This is a genomic window from Streptomyces sp. NPDC057682 (assembly GCF_042799575.1).
Taxonomy (GTDB): Bacteria; Actinomycetota; Actinomycetes; order Streptomycetales; family Streptomycetaceae; genus Streptomyces.
The window spans coordinates 424,712-447,835 of the sequence record NZ_JBHVIN010000002.1; the positions used below are offsets into that span (position 1 = coordinate 424,712).

The 23,124-nt window shown below is 72.5% G+C and carries 22 protein-coding genes; 5 read left to right on the plus strand and 17 right to left on the minus strand.

Features of this window, described 5'->3' with window-relative positions; all coding sequences use genetic code 11:
* Nucleotides 1-16 precede the first annotated feature (16 nt).
* From ACFVDM_RS04630 to leuA, 3 genes are all read right to left on the minus strand, one after another.
* A complete protein-coding gene (locus tag ACFVDM_RS04630) occupies nucleotides 17-2,110 on the minus strand; it encodes an MMPL family transporter (RefSeq protein ID WP_383633133.1) in 2,094 nt (697 codons plus the stop codon).
* A gap of 147 nt (nucleotides 2,111-2,257) precedes the next feature.
* The gene (locus ACFVDM_RS04635) at nucleotides 2,258-2,962 is read right to left on the minus strand and encodes a TerB family tellurite resistance protein (protein WP_383633136.1); all 705 of its coding nucleotides are present in this window, start codon (nucleotides 2,960-2,962) and stop codon (nucleotides 2,258-2,260) included.
* Between the two features lie 217 nt (nucleotides 2,963-3,179).
* Complete coding sequence (leuA, locus tag ACFVDM_RS04640; protein ID WP_383633139.1) at nucleotides 3,180-4,976, minus strand: 2-isopropylmalate synthase; 1,797 nt, start codon at nucleotides 4,974-4,976, stop codon at nucleotides 3,180-3,182.
* A 292-nt stretch (nucleotides 4,977-5,268) separates the two neighbouring features.
* Between leuA and ACFVDM_RS04645 the strand changes: the two genes are divergently transcribed.
* Entirely contained in the window at nucleotides 5,269-6,345 is a 1,077-nt protein-coding gene (locus tag ACFVDM_RS04645; protein ID WP_383633142.1) for a M4 family metallopeptidase, read from the plus strand.
* 31 nt (nucleotides 6,346-6,376) lie between these two features.
* A complete protein-coding gene (locus ACFVDM_RS04650) occupies nucleotides 6,377-6,643 on the plus strand; it encodes a protealysin inhibitor emfourin (RefSeq protein WP_383633144.1) in 267 nt (88 codons plus the stop codon).
* 79 nt (nucleotides 6,644-6,722) lie between these two features.
* Here the strand turns inward: ACFVDM_RS04650 and era are convergent, their stop codons facing one another.
* The 5 genes from era to ACFVDM_RS04675 form a co-directional block, all read right to left on the minus strand.
* Nucleotides 6,723-7,697 carry a GTPase Era gene (gene era, locus ACFVDM_RS04655; protein ID WP_383633147.1) on the minus strand — a complete coding sequence of 325 codons (975 nt, stop codon included), beginning with the start codon at nucleotides 7,695-7,697 and terminating at the stop codon, nucleotides 6,723-6,725.
* Nucleotides 7,698-7,758: 61 nt separating this feature from the next.
* Nucleotides 7,759-8,742: a WxL protein peptidoglycan domain-containing protein gene (locus ACFVDM_RS04660; RefSeq protein ID WP_383633150.1), complete on the minus strand. Its 984-nt coding sequence runs from the start codon at nucleotides 8,740-8,742 to the stop codon at nucleotides 7,759-7,761.
* Nucleotides 8,743-8,823: 81 nt separating this feature from the next.
* Nucleotides 8,824-10,200, minus strand: coding sequence for a beta-xylosidase (locus ACFVDM_RS04665; protein WP_383633153.1), 1,377 nt, complete (start codon nucleotides 10,198-10,200; stop codon nucleotides 8,824-8,826).
* Nucleotides 10,201-10,417: 217 nt separating this feature from the next.
* On the minus strand, nucleotides 10,418-10,771 hold the full coding sequence (locus tag ACFVDM_RS04670) for a cytidine deaminase (RefSeq protein WP_383633156.1): 354 nt from the start codon (nucleotides 10,769-10,771) through the stop codon (nucleotides 10,418-10,420).
* Between the two features lie 52 nt (nucleotides 10,772-10,823).
* Nucleotides 10,824-11,717 (minus strand): helix-turn-helix transcriptional regulator, encoded by an 894-nt coding sequence (locus ACFVDM_RS04675; RefSeq protein ID WP_383633159.1) that lies wholly within the window; start codon nucleotides 11,715-11,717, stop codon nucleotides 10,824-10,826.
* Nucleotides 11,718-11,820: 103 nt separating this feature from the next.
* Between ACFVDM_RS04675 and ACFVDM_RS04680 the strand changes: the two genes are divergently transcribed.
* On the plus strand, nucleotides 11,821-13,233 hold the full coding sequence (locus ACFVDM_RS04680) for an MFS transporter (protein ID WP_383633161.1): 1,413 nt from the start codon (nucleotides 11,821-11,823) through the stop codon (nucleotides 13,231-13,233).
* 30 nt (nucleotides 13,234-13,263) lie between these two features.
* Here the strand turns inward: ACFVDM_RS04680 and ACFVDM_RS04685 are convergent, their stop codons facing one another.
* On the minus strand, nucleotides 13,264-13,812 hold the full coding sequence (locus tag ACFVDM_RS04685; RefSeq protein WP_383633164.1) for a winged helix-turn-helix transcriptional regulator: 549 nt from the start codon (nucleotides 13,810-13,812) through the stop codon (nucleotides 13,264-13,266).
* 57 nt (nucleotides 13,813-13,869) lie between these two features.
* Here ACFVDM_RS04685 and ACFVDM_RS04690 point away from each other — a divergent pair, with 57 nt between their 5' ends.
* Nucleotides 13,870-14,517 (plus strand): dihydrofolate reductase family protein, encoded by a 648-nt coding sequence (locus ACFVDM_RS04690; protein ID WP_383633167.1) that lies wholly within the window; start codon nucleotides 13,870-13,872, stop codon nucleotides 14,515-14,517.
* Between the two features lie 16 nt (nucleotides 14,518-14,533).
* On the opposite strand, the gene ACFVDM_RS04695 is transcribed toward ACFVDM_RS04690, so the two are convergent.
* The 5 genes from ACFVDM_RS04695 to ACFVDM_RS04715 all read right to left on the minus strand — a co-directional run bounded on the left by ACFVDM_RS04695 (nucleotide 14,534) and on the right by ACFVDM_RS04715 (nucleotide 18,983).
* A complete protein-coding gene (locus ACFVDM_RS04695) occupies nucleotides 14,534-14,887 on the minus strand; it encodes an MmcQ/YjbR family DNA-binding protein (RefSeq protein WP_383633171.1) in 354 nt (117 codons plus the stop codon).
* Complete coding sequence (locus tag ACFVDM_RS04700) at nucleotides 14,884-16,179, minus strand: hemolysin family protein (protein ID WP_383633174.1); 1,296 nt, start codon at nucleotides 16,177-16,179, stop codon at nucleotides 14,884-14,886. The genes ACFVDM_RS04695 and ACFVDM_RS04700 overlap by 4 nt, the downstream gene beginning before the upstream one ends.
* On the minus strand, nucleotides 16,176-16,673 hold the full coding sequence (ybeY, locus tag ACFVDM_RS04705) for an rRNA maturation RNase YbeY (RefSeq protein ID WP_383633177.1): 498 nt from the start codon (nucleotides 16,671-16,673) through the stop codon (nucleotides 16,176-16,178). The genes ACFVDM_RS04700 and ybeY overlap by 4 nt, the downstream gene beginning before the upstream one ends.
* Before the next feature lie 9 nt (nucleotides 16,674-16,682).
* Nucleotides 16,683-17,732, minus strand: coding sequence for a PhoH family protein (locus ACFVDM_RS04710; protein WP_383633180.1), 1,050 nt, complete (start codon nucleotides 17,730-17,732; stop codon nucleotides 16,683-16,685).
* Nucleotides 17,733-17,873: 141 nt separating this feature from the next.
* Nucleotides 17,874-18,983 (minus strand): PfkB family carbohydrate kinase, encoded by a 1,110-nt coding sequence (locus ACFVDM_RS04715; protein ID WP_383633183.1) that lies wholly within the window; start codon nucleotides 18,981-18,983, stop codon nucleotides 17,874-17,876.
* Between the two features lie 375 nt (nucleotides 18,984-19,358).
* Between ACFVDM_RS04715 and ACFVDM_RS04720 the strand changes: the two genes are divergently transcribed.
* Nucleotides 19,359-20,711: an MFS transporter gene (locus tag ACFVDM_RS04720; RefSeq protein WP_383633186.1), complete on the plus strand. Its 1,353-nt coding sequence runs from the start codon at nucleotides 19,359-19,361 to the stop codon at nucleotides 20,709-20,711.
* Here the strand turns inward: ACFVDM_RS04720 and ACFVDM_RS04725 are convergent.
* From ACFVDM_RS04725 to ACFVDM_RS04735, 3 genes are read right to left on the minus strand one after another with little or no spacing between them, the layout of a single operon-like run.
* Nucleotides 20,675-21,667: an adenosine deaminase gene (locus ACFVDM_RS04725; protein ID WP_383633189.1), complete on the minus strand. Its 993-nt coding sequence runs from the start codon at nucleotides 21,665-21,667 to the stop codon at nucleotides 20,675-20,677. The two genes, ACFVDM_RS04720 and ACFVDM_RS04725, sit on opposite strands and share 37 nt — an antisense overlap.
* 34 nt (nucleotides 21,668-21,701) lie before the next feature.
* Complete coding sequence (locus tag ACFVDM_RS04730) at nucleotides 21,702-22,610, minus strand: ribonuclease Z (protein WP_383633191.1); 909 nt, start codon at nucleotides 22,608-22,610, stop codon at nucleotides 21,702-21,704.
* 21 nt (nucleotides 22,611-22,631) lie between these two features.
* Nucleotides 22,632-22,991: a histidine triad nucleotide-binding protein gene (locus ACFVDM_RS04735; RefSeq protein ID WP_383633194.1), complete on the minus strand. Its 360-nt coding sequence runs from the start codon at nucleotides 22,989-22,991 to the stop codon at nucleotides 22,632-22,634.
* Nucleotides 22,992-23,124 lie beyond the last annotated feature (133 nt).

The following is a 23,124-nucleotide window of genomic DNA, read 5'->3' on the forward strand; positions in this document are numbered from 1 at the left end:
ACGGGACGGGGCACTGTCAGGGGGCCCCGACGAGTTCGGGTTCGCGCGGGGCCGGGGCGGCCGGGGTGCGGCCGAGCGCTCCCGGCCACCAGATCCGGCGTCCGAGGGCCACGCTCGCCGCGGTGACCAGATAGGTGCGGACGAGGAAGGTGTCGAGCAGGACGCCGACGGCGATGACGAAGCCCAGTTCGACCAGGCCGGTCATCGGCATGTTCGTCAGGACCGCGAAGGTGGCCGCGAGCACGAGTCCCGCCGAGGCGATGACCCCTCCGGTGGCGCGCAGTCCGGTGAGCGCCGCCTCGGTGGGTCCGGCGCCCGCCCTGGCCTCCTCGCGGACCCGGTGCATCAGGAAGATGCCGTAGTCGACGCCGAGGGCGACGAGGAAGACGAAGGAGAGCAGCGGCAGCCCGGGGTCGGTGCCCTTGAGCCCGAGGAGCGGTTCGAAGAGGAGGCCGCCGATGCCGAGGGAGGCGCCCCAGACCGCGACGACGGCCGCGACGAGCAGCAGCGGGGCGACCAGTCCGCGGAGCAGGACGACGAGGATCACGAGCACGGACAGCAGGACGAGCGGGACGACGCTCCGCAGATCGCGCGCGCTGGCCGTGTCCAGGTCCATCTGCTGGGCGCCCGGCCCGCCCACATGGCTGCCGTCGAGGGTGTCGCGCAGGGCCCGTACGGTGTTCCGCTCCCCCGCCGACTCGGGGGCGGCCGTGGCGACGACGGAGAGTTCGGTCCAGCCGCCGCCGCTGCGGACGCGTGCGGCGGAGGCGACGCCCTCGGTCGTACGGGCGCGGGCCAGGGCATCGTCGGCCCGGCTCGTGGGGGTCATCACGGTGATCGGCTGGGTGGAGCGGCCCGGGAAGGCGTCGGCGAGCGTGGTCATGGCGGTGACCGAGTCCGGTGCGCTGGTGAAGGAGTCCTCCTGCTTGAGGTCGCCCGGCAGCGCGAACGCCCCGAGGGACAGCGCGCCCAGCAGCACCCCGCCGGTGACGAGGACGGCGACGGGCCGGCGTCCGGCCGATCCGCCCATGGCGGCGAACACCGAGCGGCGCCGGCGCGGCTCGGCTCCGTGGACCGGCACGAGCGGCCAGAAGACCCGGCGGCCCAGCAGCACCAGGACGGCCGGGAGCAGCGTCAGCATCGCCAGCAGCGCGCACAGCACGCCGACGGCGGCGAGGGGTCCCATACCGCGGCTGCTGTTGAGATCGGCGGCCAGCAGGCACAGGAGGCCCGCGGCGACGGTGGCGGAGGAGGCGAGGACGGCGGGTCCGCAGCCGCGCAGGGCGGCCGCCATGGCCGCGTGGGGGCTGCGCAGACGGATCAGCTCCTCGCGGTAGCGGGAGACGAGCAGCAGGGCGTAGTCGGTGCCGGCGCCGAAGACCAGGATGGTCATGACGGCGGAGCTCTGGCCGGTGACGGTGGTGTCGAAGCCCCGGTTGAGGCCGTAGACGACGGCCATGGACAGGGCGTCGGCGGCTCCGGCGACGACGAGCGGGACCAGCCATAGCAGCGGACTGCGGTAGATGAGGATCAGCAGGAGGGCGACGACGGCGACGGTCGTGTAGAGGACCGGGCCGCCGACCGAGCCGTAGACCTTCTGGGCATCGGCGGTCAGCGCTCCGGGCCCGCCGACCTCGGCCTCCAGCCCGTCGCCGGCGCGCACGGTCTCCCGCACCGCATCGACGAACGCCGTGCGCGCCTCGTCGTCCTGACCGGGCGCGGTCGTGGAGACCGGGTACATCAGCGTCGTGCCGTCCTTGGACGGGACTCCGTGCGGCGGCGCGGTGAGCGGGTGGTCCCGGGCCACCTCGTCGCTCTGCCGGGCCGCGAGGGCCCGGTCGGCGGCGGTCAGTCCGCCGTCGCGGTGGTAGACGAGGACCAGGTCGGTGGACTCGCCGCCGGGCAGCGTCTCCTGGATCCGGGCGACCCGGGTGGAGTCGGCGCCGGCCGGGAGGTAGTCGACGGCGCGGTTGACCTGGACGTCACCGAGCCGGCCGGCGAGCGGTCCGGCGACGGCGAGCACGGCGGCCCAGAGTCCGACGATCGCCCAGGGCAGCCATCGCCACCGCGTCCGTGTCCGCTCGCGGCCGTCCTGTTCTGCGCCCCTCATGGGAGGCCCCCCTTCCGTACGGGTGTCCGGTCGTGTCCAGACTCCCGCCGGGGCAGGGGCGGTTCATCGCGCCGAGGGCCGAGTTCGGGGCTACTGCGGGGGTGGGTGCGGAGGTCCCGTTACTCCCCGGGGAGTAACGGGAGGTGCTCAGGAGGGCGTACGCGCGGCCGCGGCGAGCAGCCGGGCGGTGTCCTCGCCGCAGAGCCGCAGCGCGCCGCCGACGGTGCTCAGGACCTCGCGTTCGGCCGGGCTGTAGGGGCCGTCGGCGAGGGCGATCCGGGCGCCCTGGAGCAGAATCGATTCGCGGCCCGCGGGGGCCAGATGGGGGGCGAGCGGCTCCAGCGCCTCGTGGAGCTCGATGGCCAGGGCGGCACCGCACGCCTCGGCGGCGGGGCCGCCGGCGGAGCCCTGCCCGATGTCGGCCGAGAGGACCTCGACGACGGTGGCGAGCTGCTCCTCGGTGCAGTCGTCGAAGCCCGCGCCGCGCACGGTCTCGGCGGCGGCCTCCAGGACCGTGCGGGAGGTGGATCCGCCGGCCGCGAGGACACCGAGGGCGACCGTGTGGACGGCGTCCCTGAGCATCGCGGAGAACCGGGTGGTGGTGGGGTGGTCGAGCGTCTCGGTGTCGAAGTGGGCGTGGCAGGCGGCGCATTCGACGACCGGACCGGCCTCGCCGCGGCGCAGCAGCGGCAGTCCGAGGACGGTGAAGCGCCGACGCCCGTTCAGACGGCGGTAGTTGCGGTCGCCGCCGCAGCCGGGGCAGAAGAACTCGCCGTCGCCGACGGTGTCCCAGTGCGTACGGACGCCGCAGATACGCAGCTTCTTGGCGCGTTGTCCCAGGGCTGACCGCACGTCGCACACCTCCGTCACTCCCCCGCGGGCCGCTCGGGCACGGGAGGCACCCCTCGGCATCGTTGCCGTGTGAACGTGATGTTAACCACATCGCCCTGGCGGCGTCAGCACCTCGCCCGTCACAACCCTCCGGAGATGGCCGAACCCCGCCCTCCCGGGAGCGGGTGGGCGGGGTTCACGAACCGTACGGGGCGGGCCCTTTCGGGCACCGCGCGGTTCAGCGGGCGGCTCGGTTGACGGCGGAGACGACCGCCTTCAGGGAGGCGCGGGTGGTGTTGGCGTCGATGCCGATGCCCCACAGGACCTTGCCGTCGATGGCGCACTCGATGTAGGAGGCGGCGACGGCGCTCGCGCCCTCGCTCATGGTGTGCTCGGTGTAGTCCAGCAGCCGGGCGTCGATGCCGATGGCCTGCAGCGCTTCGAAGAACGCGGAGATCGGGCCGTTGCCGGTGCCGGTCAGCACGGTGTCCGCGCCGTCCACCGTCGCCTCGACGGTGATCGTGTCCTGGCCGTCGGAGCCGGTGGTGGTCTGGCCGGAGCGGATCTGTACGCGCCCCCATCGGGCCTCAGCGTTGTCGGGGTTGGGCAGGTACTCGTCCTGGAACACCGTCCAGATCTGGGCCGGGGTGACCTCGCCGCCCTCGGCGTCGGTCTTGGCCTGAATGATCCGGGAGAACTCGATCTGCATCCGACGGGGCAGGTCCAGCTTGTGGTCGTTCTTCAGAACGTACGCGATTCCGCCCTTGCCGGACTGCGAGTTGACCCGGATGACGGCCTCGTAGGAGCGGCCGACGTCCTTCGGGTCGATCGGCAGGTACGGCACGGCCCACTCGATGTCGTCGACCGTCTTTCCCTGGGCGGCCGCGTCGGCCTCCATGGCGTCGAAGCCCTTCTTGATGGCGTCCTGGTGGGAGCCGGAGAAGGCGGTGTAGACCAGGTCGCCCGCGTAGGGGTGGCGCGGGTGGACCTCCATCTGGTTGCAGTACTCGCTGGTGCGGCGGATCTCGTCGATCTGCGAGAAGTCGATCTGCGGGTCGACGCCCTGGGAGAACAGGTTCATGCCCAGCGTCACCAGGTCGACGTTGCCGGTGCGCTCGCCCTGGCCGAACAGGCAGCCCTCGACGCGGTCCGCGCCGGCCATCAGGGCCAGTTCGGCGGCGGCGACGGCGGTGCCGCGGTCGTTGTGCGGGTGGACGGACAGGCAGACGTACGCGCGGCGCGACAGGTTCCGCGACATCCACTCGAAGCGGTCCGCGTGCGTGGACGGCGTCGAACGCTCCACGGTGGCGGGCAGGTTCAGGATGATCTCGCGGCCCTCCTCGGGCTGCCAGACGTCGCAGACCGCCTCGCAGACCTCCAGGGCGAAGTCCAGCTCGGTGTCGGTGAAGATCTCGGGGCTGTACTGGTAGCCGAAGATCGTCTCGTCGCCCAGGATCTTCTCGGCGTACTCCATGACCAGCCGGGTGCCGTCCACGGCGATCTGCTTGACCTCCTCCTTGGAGCCGCGGAAGACCACGCGGCGGAAGGTGGGGGCGGTCGCGTTGTACAGGTGGACGGTGGCGCGGTGGGCGCCGCGCAGGGATTCGACGGTGCGCTCGATCAGTTCCTCGCGGGCCTGCGTCAGGACGGAGATGGTCACGTCCTCGGGGATCGCGCCCTCTTCGATGATGGAGCGGACGAACGCGAAGTCGGTCTCGCCGGAGGACGGGAAGCCGACCTCGATCTCCTTGTAGCCCATGCGTACCAGCAGGTCGAACATCTCGCGCTTGCGGGCCGGCGACATGGGGTCGATCAGGGCCTGGTTGCCGTCGCGCAGGTCGGTGGAGAGCCAGCGGGGAGCCTTGGTGATCCGCTGGTCGGGCCAGGTGCGGTCGGGGATGTCGACGGCCTCGTAGCGGCCGTACTTGTGGACCGGCATCCCGGACGGCTTCTGGAGTCCCGTGGCGTTGGTGATCGGCGTGGGGCGGCCGACGGCGCCGGAGGCGGGGGTCTGCGCGGGATTCACTGCGGTCATGGCGGGGGCTCCTCGGGGTCCTTCAAGGGGACGGCCGACTGTGCTGCTGCAGCACCAGACTCCGCGGGGAGGGGGTCGGCCTACGACTACAGGCCCTCGCCGCGGCAGCTAAGAAGAAGCAGCCCGAAACGCATGATGCGTCGAGCGTAGCGGAGAGGCGCCCGGGACGTCGGTGCCGTATCAGTATGCGGGATCGGGTGCCGGTAACGGGTGAACAGTGATGGATCACTCTATTTCGTCAATCCCGGTGGCAAGCAGTGACAGCCCGATCACGGACTGCCACAGTCGTTGTATGCAGCCTCGAACCCACGGGTCACACCCCGTCTTCTGCACCATCGTGCCGCCCCACGTCCTCGACAAGCTGTCGCAGTCCGACGATCCCGTCCTGGCCGAGCCCGCCCGCCGCACCCTGGAGGCCGACGCCGCCCGGCGCACCCGCCGCCAGGTGACCACCGTCGTCCGCACCTCCGTCGCCCCCGTCCCGGCCGACGGCGACCGCTCCGGCACCCCCGACCGCACGATCTACGACTGCCGCCAGGGCACCGACCTGCCCGGGACGAAGGTCCGCGCCGAGGGCGAGGAGCCGACCTCCGACGCCAGCGTCAACCGCGCGTACGCGGGCCTGGGCGCCACCTTCGACCTGCTGCTCAGCGCCTACGGCCGCCGCTCCATCGACGGCAACGGACTGCCCCTGATCGGCTCCGTCCACTACGACGAGAAGTACAACAACGCCTTCTTCGACGGCGAGCAGATGGTCTTCGGCGACGGGGACGGGGAGGTCTTCCTCGACTTCACCGTCGCCATCGACGTGATCGCCCACGAGCTGGCCCACGGGCTCACCCAGTACACGGCGAACCTGAACTACTACGGACAGTCCGGGGCGCTCAACGAGTCCGTGTCGGACGTCTTCGGCTCCCTGGTCAAGCAGTACTCCCTGGGCCAGACCGCCGCCCAGGCCGACTGGCTGATCGGCGCCGGGCTGCTGGCCCCCCGGGTCCAGGGCGTGGCCCTGCGCTCGATGAAGGCACCCGGCACGGCGTACGACGACGACGTGCTCGGCAAGGACCCGCAGCCGGCGTCCATGGACGACTACATCCACACGGGCGACGACAACGGCGGGGTGCACCTCAACTCCGGCATCCCGAACCGCGCCTTCTACCTGCTGGCGACCGCGCTCGGCGGCAGTTCCTGGGAGCGGGCGGGCCAGCTCTGGTTCGATGTGCTCACCGGTGGTGAACTGGCGGTGGACGCGGACTTCGCGTCCTTCGCCCGGCTGACCGTGGCGGCGGCCCGCAGCCGCTTCGGCGAGGGCGACGAGGTGGAGGCGGTCCTCAAGGCCTGGTCGGAGGTCGGCGTACCGACCAGGTGAGGCACCGGGCCGTCGTCGGGAAGGGACAGGCATGCGGATCAGGGTCAGCAGGACCGGCGGTTTCGCCGGGATCGCGCGCGAGCGCGAGATCGACACCGCGGGGCGGCCCGACGCCGCCGACTGGGAGTCCCTGGCCGAGGCGGCCCTCGACGGCTGCCCGGACACCCCGCCCCGGGGCGTCCCGGACGGTTTCCACTACCGGATCACGGTCGGCGGCCGGACGGTGCACTGCGCCGACCCGAAGCTGACCGACGCCCAGCGCGCGCTGGTCTCACGCGTCCTGAAGGAGGGCGCGTGAGACCGGCGCGGCCGGGTCGGACACCTCGGAAGCCTCGGAAGCCCCGATATCCCCGGAAGCCTCAGAGGCGTCGGAAGCCTCAGAAGCCGAGCTTGCGCAGCTGCTTGGGGTCGCGCTGCCAGTCCTTGGCGACCTTGACGTGCAGGTCGAGATAGACGGGCGTGCCGAGCAGCGCCTCGATGTGCTTGCGGGACTTGGTGCCGACGTCCTTCAGCCGCTTGCCCTTCGGGCCGATGATGATGCCCTTCTGGCTGGGCCGCTCGATGTAGACGTTGGCGTGGATGTCGAGCAGCGGTTTGTCCGCCGGACGGTCCTCGCGCGGCAGCATCTCCTCGACGACGACGGCGATCGAGTGCGGCAGCTCGTCGCGCACCCCTTCGAGCGCGGCCTCGCGGATCAGCTCCGCGACCATGACCATCTCCGGCTCGTCGGTGAGGTCGCCCTCCGGGTAGAGCGGCGGGCTCTCGGGGAGCAGCGGGACGATCAGATCGGCCAGCAGCCCGACCTGGCTGTCCTTGACCGCCGAGACCGGGATGATCTCCGCCCACTCGAAGCCCAGCTCCTCGCCGAGGCGGGAGACGGCCAGCAGCTGTTCGGCCAGCTGCTTGGAGTCGACCAGGTCGGTCTTGGTGATGATCGCGATCTTGGGCGTCTTCCTGATGCCCGCGAGCTCCTTGACGATGTACTTGTCGCCGGGGCCGAGCTTCTGGTCGGCGGGCAGACAGAAGCCGATGACGTCGACCTCGGCCCAGGTGGTGCGCACGACGTCGTTGAGCCGCTCGCCCAGCAGGGTGCGCGGCTTGTGCAGGCCGGGGGTGTCGACCAGGATCAGCTGCGCGTCCGGCCGGTGGACGATGCCGCGCACGGTGTGGCGGGTCGTCTGGGGCCGGTTGGACGTGATGGCCACCTTCTGGCCGACCAGAGCGTTCGTCAGGGTGGACTTGCCCGCGTTGGGACGTCCCACGAAGCAGGCGAATCCGGCCCGGTGGGGGGCGGTGGTACCGGCCGGCCGGGCAGCGGGTTCAGGGTTAGGTCGAGCGCTCATGGCGCCCATTGTCCCCGATCCCGGTGGCCGCGGGGCACCACGGCGCCCCCGCGGCCACCGGCCGCCCCGTTCAGCCCGCCGCCGGGGCCGCGCCGCGGCGCCCCCGGCGGGCCCTGATCCACAGTGCGGCGCCGCCGCCCAGCACCACGAGCAGCACCCCGGCGACCAGCCAGGGCAGGGCGAAGTACGACACGGCCGCGGACTCGCGGGTGTCGCGGGCGCTGGCGGTCAGTTTGATCTCGCCCCACTCCAGCTGCGGCGCGCCCGCCCACTCCTCGGTGAGCCGGACCTCCTGGCGGGGCAGCAGCTCGGACGGGATCCGGGTGAGGTCGCGGGCGAGCAGGGTCCGGCCGAACAGCCCCTCCGCCCTGAGGGCGACCTTGGGGCTGAGGGTGACGTTGCCCCGGTTGCGGAGGGTGTACGAGATGACGGCGCGGGAGGCGCCGGTGCCCGGGACGAGCGGCTGGCTGTGCTCGACCCTCACGTCCTCGACGGAGAGCGCGGGCACGGTGGGCCCGTTGACCCGCAGATAGATCCGGGCGCCGACCGCCTTGCGGATGCCGACGGCGACGGCGCCCTCGTCGGCGGGGTCGATGCGCTCGTCGAGGGCGACGACGGCTCCGGGGTGGTCGCCCGGCTCGGCGTCCTCGGGGACCCGGATGGTGACGGGCACGGTGACCGAGCCGTGTGGTTTCACCGTGACCCGGTCGCGGGCGGCCCTGGCCCAGGCACCGACGGAGCGCTGCTTCTCGTTCTGCGCCCGGACGGCGAACCCGCCGTCGCGCGCGGTGTTGTACGCGTCGGCCGCGTACAGCCGGAAGGTCATCGCGGTCCCCGTCTTGTTGGTGACGGTGACCTTGTCGGTGAGGGTGGCGCCGGGGTCGGCCGAGAGGTAGAAGTACGGCCGCCCGCCGGTGTCGGCGGTGGCCGGGAAGACGGAGAAGCTGCCGTTGTCGGCGGCGCCGGCCGGGGGCGCCCCGAACAGGAGGAGAACCCCGGCCAGCAGGAGGGCCGGGGCGCGTCGGAACGACGGGGTGAGGGCGGATGTGTGCATGGTGCGGGCTCCCAGGGCACGCGCTCGGGCGGGGCGGGCCGGCCGGGTGCGCGGCCGGCCCACCGGTCGATCAGGTGCGGCTCACGTCAGGGTGAGCGTGAGCACTCCGGCGTACGCGCCCGGAGCGGTGAACGCCGGTACGTCGAGCGTCAGCCCGGCGTCGACGGTGAACTCCCCGCCGGTGAAGGCGCCGTCGGGCGTGGAGGCCAGGGTGGCCCCGGCGCTGCCGACGGTGCCCTCGGATCCGGCCGCGCAGGTGCTCGGGCTGCCGGACCTGGTGGCGCAGGCCGGCTTCCAGCCGAGCGCGGACGCGCCGATCACGGCTCCGCCCGGACCGGTGAAATCGGTGACCTTGCCGGTCAGGGACCAGCCGGCGGGGCCGCCGCGGAAGTCCTTCACCGTCACCGTGTTCAGGGCGCCGCTGGAGGCGCCGCCCTGTCCGAAGTCGACCGCCGAGAGGGCGACGGCGTCCCCGGCCTGGCTCATGGTGAGGGTGCCCGCGCGCACCGACGAGGTGAGCCGCTGGCTGTTGTCCGGGATCTCCCCACCCCCGGTGAGGGTGTAGGCCTGCGGGCCCGCTCCCTTGGCCGGGTCCCAGCTCGCGCCCTCGAAGGCGACGATGCCGACGGTGGCCGGATCGCTGATCGCGGGCCGGAAGGTGAAGGTGCCGTCGCCGGCCGCCTCGGCGGTGATCCGGTCCGCGGTCGGGCCGGAGCCGTTCCAGCCGGCCACGGTGACAGCGGCGCCCGGGGTGAATTCGGCGCCGGTGACGGTCACCCGGTCACCGGGCTTGCCCGAGGCCGTGCCCAGCGAGATCGTCCGCTTGTTGACCTCCCCGCCGCCGTCCTGGGTGGCGATGATCCGCTGGGAGACCGGAGCGGGCGGATCGGTGACGGTGCAGGGCGTGTCCAGCTCCATGATGTAGCTGGTGTGGATGTTGTAGTCGCCGGGCGAGAGGGTGATCTCCCCGGGCGCGGTGACCGTGAAGGTGCCGGTCATGGAGAACGACGGGAAGGCGCCCTTGGGGGGCACCGGGTCGTTCTTCTTCGGACCCGCCACCGTGACGGAGCCGCTCTGCGCGCCGCCCAGGGTGACCGTCCCGGTGGGCGTCATGATGTCGGCGGGCAGTGCCAGTTCGACGGGGTTGCTCGCCGCCGCCGTGACGACGGTGTAGGTCACGGTGACGGTCTCGCCGACCTTCGGGGCGGCGTTGTCGACGGTGATCTCGGCGGAGGTCGTCCCGTCGATCGGCGGGATGCCCGCGATGGCGGGCGGGATGCAGTGGGTCGGGAAGTCCACCGCGACCGACGCGGTCGCCGCGGCCTGCGCGGGCCCGGCGAGCAGCCCTCCCCCGGTGACGACGAGTGCGCCGACGCCCAGCGCGGCGGCCCAGCGGCGGGCGTGGCCGGAACGGCGGAAGGATCTTCGGCTCGCTGATCTTCGGATGGCTGGACGCATAAGCCCCCTCCTGCGGGATCCGGCGCGGCGGCTCTTCCGCGCCGGCAGGGGGCCATTGATGACTCCGGCCGAAAAGAAGTCAATGCAAGCGAAACGCGTCGACTGATGGGCCATCAGACACTGTCAAGATCACCGCGTTCCGCGCCCCGCACGGCCGCGGTGCGTACGGGCGGCCGTGGCGGAGGCACCGGGTCCTGTCCGGAGTTCCGCGGGGGCGTCAGCCCGCCCGCACCACGAGCCGCACCGCGCCGTCGGGCCCCGCGAGGAACACCGGGGTGTCCGCCCCGCCCAGGTCCCGCACCGCGGCCCGGTCCTCCTCCGAGGGGGTCTCGGCACCGGAGACGACCGCGGCCGCCTCCAGGGACGTGGCCCCGCTGGCCACGGCCATCGCGACGGCGGTGCGCAGCGCGCTGAGCCTCAGCGACTCCAGCTCCACGGTGCCCGCCACATACGTACGTCCGGTCTCGTCGCGCACGGCCGCGCCCTCGGGCACGCCGTTGCGGGCGCGGGCGCTGCGCGCCAGCGTGACGATCTTGCGGTCCTCGGCGCCGAGGTCGGTGCTCTCAGTCATGTGCCGAGCATACGAAGCGCGGTGCCGGGCACGTCACGCGGGCGGCGCGGCGTCACGCGCCGACCTGCCGCATCGAGCCGCGCCGGCCCTCCGCCGAGGCCAGCCACCGCAGCTTCTCCTCCGTGCCGGTGTCCGGCCACGGGTGGTGCAGCACGACCGCCAGGTCCGGGCGGGCCGGGATGCGCAGCTGGGTGACCTCCATGGCCAGCCTGCCCACCACCGGATGGGTCAGCTCCTTGCGCATCTGCCCGCCCGGCGCGATGTCCCGCCGCTCCCACAGCTCGGCGAACTCCGGGCTGCGTTCCTTCGCCTCGTCCACGATCGCGCGGAACCCCTCGTCGTCGGGGCACTCCGAGCACGCGGCCCGGAACTGGGCGACGACCCGGGCGGCGATCTCCTCCCAGCCCTCGTACCGGATCCGGTGGACCGGATCGGTGAAGAAGGAGATGACGCAGTTCTGCTGCCGGTCGGGCTGCATGCCCATGACGACCGACGCCGCCTCGTTGCAGAGGACGACGTTCCAGTACGCGTCCATGAGGTGCGCCGGGTACGGCATCCAGCCGTCGAGCAGCCGCCGCAGTCCGTCGCACATGTCCGCGTGGGCCGGATCGACCTCCGGGGCGGGCGGGTTGAGCCCCGCCAGGACGTAGAGGTGGCGCCGTTCGGCGCTGCTGAGGCGCAGCACCCGGGCCACCGCGTCCAGCACCTGGGGCGAGACGGTGATGTCCCTGCCCTGCTCCAGCCACTGGTACCAGGAGACGCCGACGCCCGCGAGGACGGCGACCTCCTCGCGGCGCAGTCCCGGGGTGCGGCGGCGGGCCCCGCCGTCGGGAAGACCTGCCTCGGCCGGGCTGACCCTGGCCCGTCTGCTCATCAGGAACGCGCGCAGCTCCGCGAGCCGATGCGCCTTTCCGGTGTCCTCCGCGACCCCGGCCGGTGTCCCCACGCCACTCCCCCTGGTGTCCGTGTCCGGGCCGTGCCTGGTGGTGCGGCCAACAGGATAAGTTCCCGCTCCCCACGGTTATTCCGTGCGCCGCAGGCTCGTCGCCATGGCAATCGACTCCTCCGCCCCGGCCCCCTCCACGGCCCCCGCCCCCGTGCCACCCGCCCCCACCCGGCTCTCCGGCCGGGCCCGGCTGGTCCTGCTCGTCCTGTGCGCCGCCCAGTTCATGGTGTCGCTCGACTTCTCCGTCCTGAACGTGGCGCTGCCGGTGCTCGGTGACGACCTCGGTCTGAGCCGGTCGGGACTCCAGTGGGCGATCACCGCGTTCGCGCTGCCGTCCGGCGGCTTCCTGCTCCTGTTCGGCCGGATCGCCGACCTCTACGGCCGCCGCCGGCTGTTCCTCACCGGGCTCGCCGTCTTCGGCGCGGCCTCGCTGCTGGCCACGCTCGCCTGGAGTCCTGCCGCCTTCCTGGCCGGGCGGGCCTTCCAGGGCCTCGGTGCCGCGGCCATCGTGCCGACCGGCATGTCCCTGCTGACCACCACCTTCCCGGAGGGTCCGCTGCGCGACCGGGCCCTCGGCATCAGCGGCACCCTGCTCTCCCTCGGCTTCACCGTCGGCATGGTCGCCGGGGGCACGCTGACCGACACCCTCGGCTGGCGCTCCACGATGGGGCTGCTGACCGTGGCCGCCGTGGCCGTCCTCGCGGCGGCGCCGGGGCTGCTGCCCGAGTCCCGTACGCCCGACCGGCCGCGGCTGGACGTCCCGGGTGCCGTGACCGTCACCGGGGGTCTCCTGGCCGTGATCTACGCCCTGTCCACGGCGGCCGAGCACGGCTTCGGGCGCACGGACGTGCGGGCCGCCCTGGCCGCGGGGGTGGTGCTGCTCGTCGCGTTCGCCGTCGTCGAGTCGCGGGCCGCCGCCCCGCTGGTCTCGCTGCCGATGCTCCGCCGGCGCACGGTGGCGTTCGGCAATCTGGGCGGGCTCCTCACCTTCGCGACGATGAGCACGATCGTCTTCGTCCTGACCCTGTACCTCCAGGAGGTCCTGGACCTGTCGGCCTTCGGGACCGGGCTGGTCTTCGGGGTGCAGGGGCTCGCCTCGGTGGTGGCCGGGGTGTACGCCCCGAAGGTCATCGGCCGGATCGGGGCCCGGCGCACGCTGGCCCTCTCCCTGCTCGGCCAGGGCCTGTTCCTCGCGGCCCTGCTGAGCATCGGCGCGGACTCCGGCGTCTGGCAGGCCACCGTCGCGGTCTCGCTCGCCAGCATGTTCCATCTGGGGGCGATCATCGCGTACGGGCTGACCGTCACCTCGGGCGTGCCCGACACGGAGCAGGGTCTGGCGACGGGCCTGGTCACCACGACGCAGCAGGTGGGGCTCACGGTGGGCATCCCGCTGCTCGGCGCGGTGGCGACGGCTCAGGACTCCCTGCTGGACGGCGTACGGACCGTGATCGTGGTGGCCGCCGCGCTGCTGGTCGTCGGCGCCGGGGCGGTCGCGGCGGGGCTGCGCCGGGCCTGAGCCGCCGCCGTGCGGGCCGCGCCGGGCGGGTCAGCCGGCCGCCGCGTCCTCCCGCTGCCGCTGCTCGGCGAGCACGCGGTGGTAGGCGGCGGTCAGCTCGGCCAGGACGCCGTCCTCGGGGGCCAGGGCCCCGGACAGATGGGTGGCGCGCAGTTCGTCCATGAAGCGGTCCCACATCGGGGGCCCGCCGGCGGCCAGCAGCTCGGCCCGCACCGTCAGTTCGGCGCTCGTGTCCAGCCAGCGGGCACCCCAGGCACCCAGCTGGGCGAGGACCGGGACGAGCTGCACGGCCGCCTCGGTGAGGCGGTAAGCGACCTTCTGGCGGTGGCTCGGATCGTCGTGGCGGGTGAGCAGCCCCGCCTCGACGAGTTTCGCCAGCCGGTTGGCCAGGATGTTGGAGGCGATGCCCTCCATGGAGGCGTTGAGCAGCTCCCGGAAGTGGGTGAGGCCGCCGAACATGATGTCGCGCAGCACGATCAGGCTCCAGCGGTCCCCGAGGAGCTCGACCGTCATGTTGATCGGGCAGCCGGACCGGCCCCGCGACACGGGCAGCTTCTCGGCGGGAACTGGTTGCAGCATGGGATCAGTCTAGATAGTTTGACAACCGGTTGCAGATCGCAACCGGAAGGGGATCCGATGAAACAGCTGGTCCGCGTCCAGAACTTCGCCCTCTCCCAGGACGGCTTCGGCGCCGGCGAGAGACAGACACTCGAACGCCCGTTCGGCAGCGCCGACCCCAGCACGCTCATGTCCTGGGCCGGGGCCACCGCCCACTGGCCCAACCGGACCGACCCCGGCGGCAGCCTCGGCCTGGACGACTACTTCACCCGCGACTTCACCAACAACATCGGCGCCGAGATCATGGGACGCAACAAGTTCGGCCCGGAGCGCGGACCCTGGAAGAACTACGACTGGGAGGGCTGGTGGGGCGAGGAACCGCCCTTCCACACCCCGGTGTTCGTCCTCACCCACCACGAGCGGCCCACCCTCGTCAAGGGCGAGACCACGTTCCACTTCCTCGACGCCTCCCCCCGGGAAGCGCTCGACCGCGCCTTCGAGGCCGCGGAGGGCAAGGACGTCCGCATCGGCGGCGGGGTCGCCACCGTCCGGGAGTTCCTGGAGGCCGATCTCGTCGACACGCTCCACATCGCCGTCGCCCCGGTCGAGATCAAGGCCGGCGAACGGTTCTGGGAGAGCCCCGACGAGCTGACCGACCGCTTCCACCTGGAGCGGGTGCCCAGCCCGAACAGCGGCATCGTGCACCACCTGTTCTGGCGGAAGTGAGCCGGGCCTGGGCGCCCTACTTCCGGTCGAGCCGCAGCCGCTCCGCCCGGGGCAGCCCGGCCACCACCAGGTCGTAACTGTCCTCGATCAGCTCGCGCAGCTTCGCCTCCGGCAGACCGGACACCGTGACGGTGTTCCAGTGCCGCTTGTTCATGTGCCACCCCGGCGCCACGGCCTCGTACTCCTCCCGGAGCCGCACCGCCTCGTCGGGGTCGCACTTGAGGTTCACCGTCAGCGGGGTGGCGTCCAGCGCGCTCAGCGCGAACATCTTGCCGAGCACCTTGAAGACCGACGTCTCCGGCCCGAACGGGAACTCCTCGACACCGGCGTTGAACTCCAGGCAGAACGCCCGCAGCTGCTGCGGAGTCATGGGGCCGTCTCCTCCTCGTCCGGAGCCAGCGGCTCCACCAGCACCGTGACGATCTTGTTCCGCCGGCCGGCCGGGGACTCCGCCGTCAGCCGCAGCCGGCGCCCGTCCGGCAGCTCCACCTCGGCGCTCGCCCCGGCGATCGGCACCCGGCCCAGCGCCTTGGCGAGCAGACCGCCGACGGTCTCCACGTCCTCGTCGTCGTACTCGTCGAGCCCGAACAGCTCGCCCAGATCACCGATGTCCAGCCGCGCGGTCACCCGGAAGCAGCCGTCGGCCAGCTCCTGGACGGGCGGCAGCTCGCGGTCGTACTCGTCGGTGATCTCCCCGACGATCTCCTCCAGGATGTCCTCGATGGTGACGATGCCGGCCGTGCCGCCGTACTCGTCGATCACGACGGCCACATGGCTGCGCTCCTGCTGCATCTCGCGCAGCAGATCGCCCGCGTTCTTCGTGTCGGGCACGAACGCGGCCGGGCGCATCGCCGTGGAGACCAGATCGGCCTCGGACTCCCGGTTGATGTGCGACTTGCGGACCAGGTCCTTCAGATAGACGATCCCGACGATGTCGTCCTCGTTCTCGCCCGTGACCGGGATCCGCGAGAACCCGGAACGCAGCGCCAGGGTCAGCGCCTGCCGGATCGTCTTGTAGCGCTCGATGCAGACGAGGTCGGTGCGCGGCACCATCACCTCGCGCACGAGGGTGTCGCCCAGCTCGAAGACCGAGTGCACCATGCGGCGCTCCTCGTCCTCGATCAGCGACTCCTGCTCGGCCAGGTCCACCATCGCCCGCAGCTCCGCCTCGCTGGCGAACGGCCCCTTGCGGAAACCCTTGCCGGGCGTCAGCGCGTTGCCGATGAGGATCAGCAGCTGCGGCACCGGCCCCATGACCCTGGCCAGCGGCAGCAGCACGTACGCCGCCGCCGTGGCCGTGTTCAGCGGGTGCTGGCGGCCGATGGTGCGCGGCGAGACCCCGATCGCGACGTACGAGACGAGGACCATCACCCCGATGGCGACGGCCAGCGCCTCCCAGGTCTCCGGGAACTCCTTCAGACAGGCGTAGGTGACCAGCACCCCGGCCGCCATCTCGCAGGCCACCCGTACCAGCAGCGCGACGTTCAGATAGCGCGTCGGATCGGCGGCCACCTGCTCCAGCTTGTCGCTGCCGCGCCGCCCCGAACGGACCGCCTCGGCGGCCCGGAAGCTGGACGTACGGGCGATGCCCGCCTCGGCGCAGGCCGCGAGCCAGCCGACGACGAGCAGCAGGACGACCCCGGAGACGAGTGCCAGGCTCACGAGACGGTGGGGGCCGGGGACGGACCGGTCAGTCCGCGCTCACCGCGCCAGCCGTCCACGATGGCCGCCTGGAGACCGAACATCTCGGCCTTCTCGTCCGGCTCCTCGTGGTCGTAACCGAGCAGGTGCAGCACCCCGTGGACCGTGAGGAGCTGGAGCTCCTCGTCCATGGAGTGCCGCGTCTCGGCGTCCTCGCCCTGCTTCCTGGCCACCTCGGGGCAGAGCACGATGTCACCGAGGAGCCCCTGCGGGGGCTCCTCGTCGTCCTTGGCCGGCGGACGCAGCTCGTCCATCGGGAAGGACATGACATCCGTCGGGCCCGGCAGGTCCATCCACTGGATGTGGAGCTGTTCCATCGCCTCGCCGTCCACCACGATCACCGAGAGCTCGGAGAGCGGGTGGATCCGCATCCTGGCGAGCGCGTAGCGGGCGATGTCGAGGATCGCCTGCTCGTCGACCTCGGTTCCGGACTCGTTGTTGACGTCGATCGACATGGTGCGCTGCTACTGCTTCCCGTTGTGGCGGCCCCGGCCCTTACCGGCCGTGCCGTCCTGCTCGCCCTGGCTGTCGTACTTCTCGTACGCGTCGACGATACGGCCGACGAGCTTGTGCCGGACGACATCCTGGGACGTGAGCCGGGAGAAGTGCACGTCGTCGATCCCCTCCAGGATCGCCTGCACCTCCCGCAGACCGCTCTTCGTGCCGCCCGGCAGGTCGACCTGGGTGATGTCGCCCGTGACGACGATCTTCGAGTCGAAGCCGAGCCGGGTCAGGAACATCTTCATCTGCTCGGCGCTGGTGTTCTGCGCCTCGTCGAGAATGATGAAGGCGTCATTCAGAGTCCTGCCACGCATGTACGCCAGCGGCGCCACCTCGATCGTGCCGGCGGCCATCAGGCGCGGGATCGAGTCGGGGTCGAGCATGTCGTGCAGGGCGTCGTAGAGGGGGCGCAGGTAGGGGTCGATCTTGTCGAAGAGAGTGCCGGGGAGGAAGCCCAGGCGCTCGCCGGCCTCGACGGCCGGGCGGGTCAGGATGATGCGGCTGACCTGCTTGGACTGGAGGGCCTGGACGGCCTTGGCCATGGCGAGGTAGGTCTTGCCGGTGCCGGCGGGGCCGATGCCGAAGACGATCGTGTGCTTGTCGATGGCGTCGACGTACCGCTTCTGGTTCAGGGTCTTGGGCCTGATGGTGCGGCCGCGGCTGGAGAGGATGTTCTGCGTCAGCACCTCGGCCGGGGTCTCGGTGCCGTCGGCCTGGCCGCTGTCCGAGGCCCTGAGCATCGCGATCGAACGTTCCACGGCGTCCTCCGTCATCGGCTGACCGGTGCGGAGCACCAGCACCATCTCGTCGAACAGGCGCTGGATCAGGGCGATGTCCGCCGGGTCGCCCGTCGCGCTTATCTCATTGCCCCGGACATGGATGTCGGCCGCCGGGAACGCCGCTTCGATCACGCGCAGCAGCGAGTCGCCCGATCCCAGGAGCATCACCATCGGGTGTGCGGCCGGGACGCTGATGTGGGCACGCGCCTGTGGCTGTGTGGGTGTCTGAGTCATGGGCCGGCCCTCGGGCCTGCGCATACCTCCCGTTCAGGGCTCTCGCTGCTCGAAAACCTCCGGAGTACCAAGCCTACGACTCCCCACCGACAACGCCGAGAGGTTTTCACCGGCGGAAATCCCGCGGGAGACCCCGTCCGGTCAGGGCCGGAAGCCGATGGTGGGCACGGCCCGGCGCAGCGGCCAGGGGCGGGCGGCGGCGGGCAGCAGGTCCTGGAGGAAGGCGTAGCGGTGGAGGGCGGCGGGGTCCTGGCCGCTGAGGGTGCGGATGCGTTCCCACCAGGCGGCGACCTCCTGCCAGCCGGGGGCGGAGAGCGAGCCGCCGAACTCCTGGACGGAGAGCGCGGCGGTGAGGCCCGCGAAGGCGAGGCGGTCGGCGAGGGGCCAGTTGGCGAGGGTGCCGGTGACGAAGCCGGCGACGAAGACGTCCCCGGCGCCGGTCGGGTCGAGGGCTTCCACGGCGATGGCGGGGACCTCGGCGCTGGTGCCGGTGGAGGCGTCGACGGCGTAGGCACCCTCGGCGCCGAGGGTGACGACGGCGAGGGGGACGCGTTCGGCCAGGGCGTGGGCGGCGGCGCGGGGGCAGGCGGTACGGGTGTAGCGCATGGCCTCCTCGGCGTTGGGGAGGAAGGCCTGGCAGTGCTCCAGGTCGGGCAGCGCGTCCAGGTCCCAGCGGCCGGTGTCGTCCCAGCCGACGTCGCCGAAGACGGCGGCGCCGTGGCGGGCCGCGGCGGCGACCCAGGGTTCGGAGCGGCCGGGGGTGAGCGAGGCGATGGCGGCGCGGGCGCGGGGCGGGCACCGCGGGAAGGAGGCGGGGGCGGATGCCGCCGCCGGAGGTGACGGGGGCGGTGCCTCGTGGCCGTGGGAGACCATGGTGCGTTCGCCCTCGTAGGCCATGGAGACGGTGACCGGGGAGTGCCAGCCGCGGACGGTGCGGGACATGGACAGGTCGATGCCCTCGCCCTGTTCGAGGGCGTCCCAGCAGTACTCGCCGTAGTGGTCGTCGCCGAAGGCGGCGGCGAGCGAGGTGCGCAGGCCGAGGCGGGCGAGCGCGGTGGCCATGTTGGCGACGCCGCCGGGGCTGGAGCCCATGCCGCGCGCCCAGGACTCGGTGCCGCGGACCGGAGCGCTGTCCAGGCCGGTGAAGATGATGTCGAGGAAGACCGTGCCGGTCAGGAAGACGTCGCACTGCGGGTCCTGCGGTGCGCGCAGTCCGTCCAACGGGTCGATCCCCGGATTCTCTGCGCTCACCCTGCACTCCCCGGTCGTGGCGGTTCCGGCCAGTGTGCCCGATTCCCGTCCGTGGGTGCGGGGTCCGCGCCGAGCCCGGCGGCGGCACCGCACAACCAGACCCTGACCTGCATAAACATGCGTCACTACCCAGGCCGGACCATGCCAAACGCATATGTGACCCAGATCACGGCATGTCGGCTTTCGGGGAACCGGGGGCGCTTGATACAAATTGGCCCGCGACCACCGTCGGGGATCTCCCGACATGTGTGGCCGAGTCCCGCATGACCCAGCATCACGCCGCTCTGCTCCGCATCGCCCCGTTGTGCCTGGTTTTCCGCATCACCCTTCCCGCTCCGCCTTTCCGCCTCCTCTGGCATGTCTTCAGGAACGCCCATGTCCTCGCGCCCTCGCGCCGCGTGGCCCCTGGTCGCCGTGTTCACCGCCGGTTACCTCGCCGCCTACCTCCTCCCCACCATCGTGGGACGGCTCTCCGTCCATCTGGGCCTCAGCACCGCGCAGGCCGGTCTGGTCGGCAGCGCGCTGCTGCTGAGTTCGGCCACGGCGGGGTTCTGTCTGGCGGGGCGGGTGGAGACCCTCGGCCCGCGCCGGCCGGCCCGGCTCGGGCTGGTGCTGGCCGCGGTCGGCTACGGCTGCGCGGCGCTCGCGCACTCGGTGCCGCTGGTCGTCCTGGGCGTGGTGATCGGCGGCCTCGGCTCCGGTACGGCGACCGCGGTGGCCGCCTCGGGCATCGCCGCGCAGAGCGACCCGCACCGCGCCTCCTCGCTGGGGCTGCTCAGCGTCTCGGCGACCGCGGGCGCCCTCTACCTGACCGTCCCCCACCTCGGCGGCGGCCACCGGCTGCCGTTCGCCTCGATCGCCCTGGTGGCGCTGCTGGTGTGGCCGGCCACCTCACGGCTCGGCGACTTCGCCCCCGCCGGACCGGCCGTCCCCGCCTCGGGGCGGCTGCCGCACCGCCGCTCCGGTCTGGTGCTGGCGGGCGGCATGCTCGTCTGGTCGATGGCGCAGAACGCGCTGTGGGGCGTCAGCAGCCGTATCGGCGTGGACCAGGTCGGCCTCTCCGAGGTCACCATCGGCGCAGTGTTCGCCGCCGCGCTCGGCGCCGGTCTGCTCGGTGTGATGGGGGCCGGGGTGCTCGGGGCCCGGCTCGGCCGGGCCGTCCCGATCGGCCTGGGCACCGTCGTCATCGCGGCGAGCATCGTGCTCAGTTCCTCGGCCGGCAGCCTCGGCTCGTTCGCGACCGGCGAGATCCTCTGGAACACCGTCTACCCGGTGGTCCTCTCGTACCTGATCGGTCTGGCCGCCTCGCTGGACGTGCGCGGCCGCTGGGCGGTGCTCGCGGGCTCCGCCTCCTCGGTCGGCGTGGCCTGCGGCCCGGTGCTCGGCAGCGTGCTGTCCGAGGAGGCGGGGTTCCCCGTGATGGGGCTGATCCTGGGCACGGTGACCCTGCTGGTCGCGGTGCCGGTGACGGCGGTGGCGCTGCACACCGGCGGGCGTCCGCTGGTGCCGGGTTCGGTGCGCCGCAGGGGCGGTGCCCCGGCGGCCCTGCTCGCGGTCACCACCGGCGCGGTGCCGGGCGCGGTCCCGAAGCTGGGCGCGCCCGAGCAGCCCGTCGCGGAGATCAGCCTGCCGGTACGCCGCAGGCGGCCGGTCCGGAGCGCCTTCCGGGCGGCCGGGCCGGCCGGGGGCGGTCAGTCGAACGCGTACGCCTCGACCTCGGACAGATAGCGCGCCCTGCGCTCCTCGTCGTGGTCGAGGAAGGCCGCCTCGAAGGAGTTGCGCGCCAGGGTGCGCAACTGCTCGCGGTCCAGGCCGAGCGCCTCGTGGACGGCCCGGAAGTTGTCTCCGGCGTACCCCCCGAAGTAGGCGGGGTCGTCGGAGTTGACCGTGCAGAGCAGCCCGGCGTCCAGCATGGCCCGCAGCGGGTGGTCCTCCAGGGTGTCGACCGCCCGAAGCCGGACGTTGGAGAGCGGGCAGAGGGTGAGCGGCACCCGCTCGGCGACCAGCCGCTCCACCAGCTCCGGGTCCTCCATGCAGCGCAGCCCGTGGTCGATGCGCTCCACGCCGAGGACGTCGAGCGCCTCGCGGATGTAGGCGGGCGGCCCCTCCTCGCCGGCGTGGGCGACCTTGCGCAGCCCGAGCGCGCCGGCGGCCTCGTACACCTTGCGGAACTTCGCGGGCGGGTGGCCGACCTCGGCGGAGTCCAGGCCGATGCCGCTGATCCGGTGCAGATGCGGCCGGGCGGCCTCCAGGGTCTCCAGGGCGGAGTCGGCGGACTGGTCGCGCAGGAAGCACATGATCAGCTGGGTGGAGATGCCGTGCTTCTCCTCGCTGCGCTCCAGGGCCCGGCCGAGTCCCTCGACGACGGTGGCGACCGGGACGCCCCGGGCGGTGTGCGCCTGCGGGTCGAAGAAGATCTCCGCGTGGCGCACGCCCTGCGCGGCGGCGCGGGCGAGGTAGGCGTCGGCGAGTTCGGTGAAGTCGTCCTCGGTCCGCAGGACGGCCATCAGCGCGTAGTAGAGGTTGAGGAAGCTCTGGAGGTCCTCGAAGAGGTAGGCGGTGCGCAGTTCCCCGGTGTCGGCGAAGGGCAGCGTGACGCCGTTGCGGGCGGCGAGCGCGAAGGCCAGTTCGGGTTCGAGGGTTCCCTCGATGTGGAGGTGGAGTTCTGCCTTGGGGAGGTGCACGGGGTTTCTCGCTTACGCAGGTGGTGCGGGTGTGTCAGGGGTGCCGGGAGGGTACGGGGACACGGATCAGGTCCTCGGCGATGGTCAGCGCGCCCTCGAAGCCGGCGGCGCGTGCCTGGGTCTCGAAGGCCTCCGGGTCCGGGTAGCGCTGCGAGAAGTGGGTGAGCACGAGATGCCGTACGCCCGCCTCCTTCGCGACCCGGGCGGCCTGCCCGGCGGTCAGATGGCCGTGGTCGGTGGCCAGCCGTTCGTCCTCGTCGAGGAAGGTCGATTCGATGGCCAGCAGGTCGCAGCCCTCGGCGAGGGCGTGGACGCCGTCGCAGAGCCTGGTGTCCATGATGAACGCGAACCGCTGTCCGCGCCTGGGCTCGGAGACGTCGTCGAGACCGACCGCGCCGAGTGAGCCCTCGCGCTGGATCCGTCCGACGTCGGGTCCGGTGATGCCGTGCTCGGCGAGCTTCGCGGGCAGCATGCGCCGTCCGTCGGGCTCGACGACCCGGTAGCCGTAGGACTCGACGGGGTGGGAGAGCCGGTGGGTCTCCAGGGTGTACGCGGCGGTGGTGGCCAGCGGTCCGTCGGTGTCCACCGGGGCCTCGGTCAGCTCGACGGACTCGCGGTAGGCGGTGGCGTACCGCAGCCGGTCGAAGAAGTGCTGTCCGCTCGCCGGGTAGTGGGCGGTGACGGGGTGCGGGACCTGGTCGAGGTTGATCCGCTGGATCACCCCGGCCAGGCCCAGCGCGTGGTCGCCGTGGAAGTGCGTGACGCAGATCCGGTCGATGTCGTGCGCGGCGACGCCCGCCCGCAGCATCTGGCGCTGGGTGCCCTCGCCGGGGTCGAAGAGGATGCCCTCGCCGTCCCAGCGCAGCAGATAGCCGTTGTGGTTGCGGTGCCGGGTCGGGACCTGGCTGGCGGTGCCGAGGACGACGAGTTCACGGGCGGACACGGGGAGTGGCCGTTCCTCTCTCTAACCGGGGGGCCACTGGAGGCCGCGGCCTCCCAGCACGTGGGCGTGGGCGTGGAAGACGGTCTGTCCGGCGCCGGCGCCGGTGTTGAACACGACCCGGTAGCCGGTGCCGTCGATCTTCTCGTCGGCGGCCACGTTCCCCGCCTCGCGCAGGACGTCGGCGAGGACCTGGGGCTCGGCGGCGGCGAGGGAGGCGGCGTCGGGGTGGTGCAGGCGCGGGATGACGAGGACGTGGGTGGGGGCCTGGGGATTGATGTCGCGGAAGGCGACCGTGGTGTCGGTCTCCCGGACGATGGTGGCCGGGATCTCCCCCGAGACGATCTTGCAGAACAGGCAGTCGGGCTGCGGCTCTCCCGCCATGGGGACGCTCCTTGGGGTCGCGGTGATCCGTTACGGGGCAGCCTAGCGGGCGGGGGGAGGCCCCCTGAGACGGGCACCGGGGGGGCGCGGGCCGGGGGCGGGAGGGCTGCCCGGACACGGGCGGCGGTGTGCG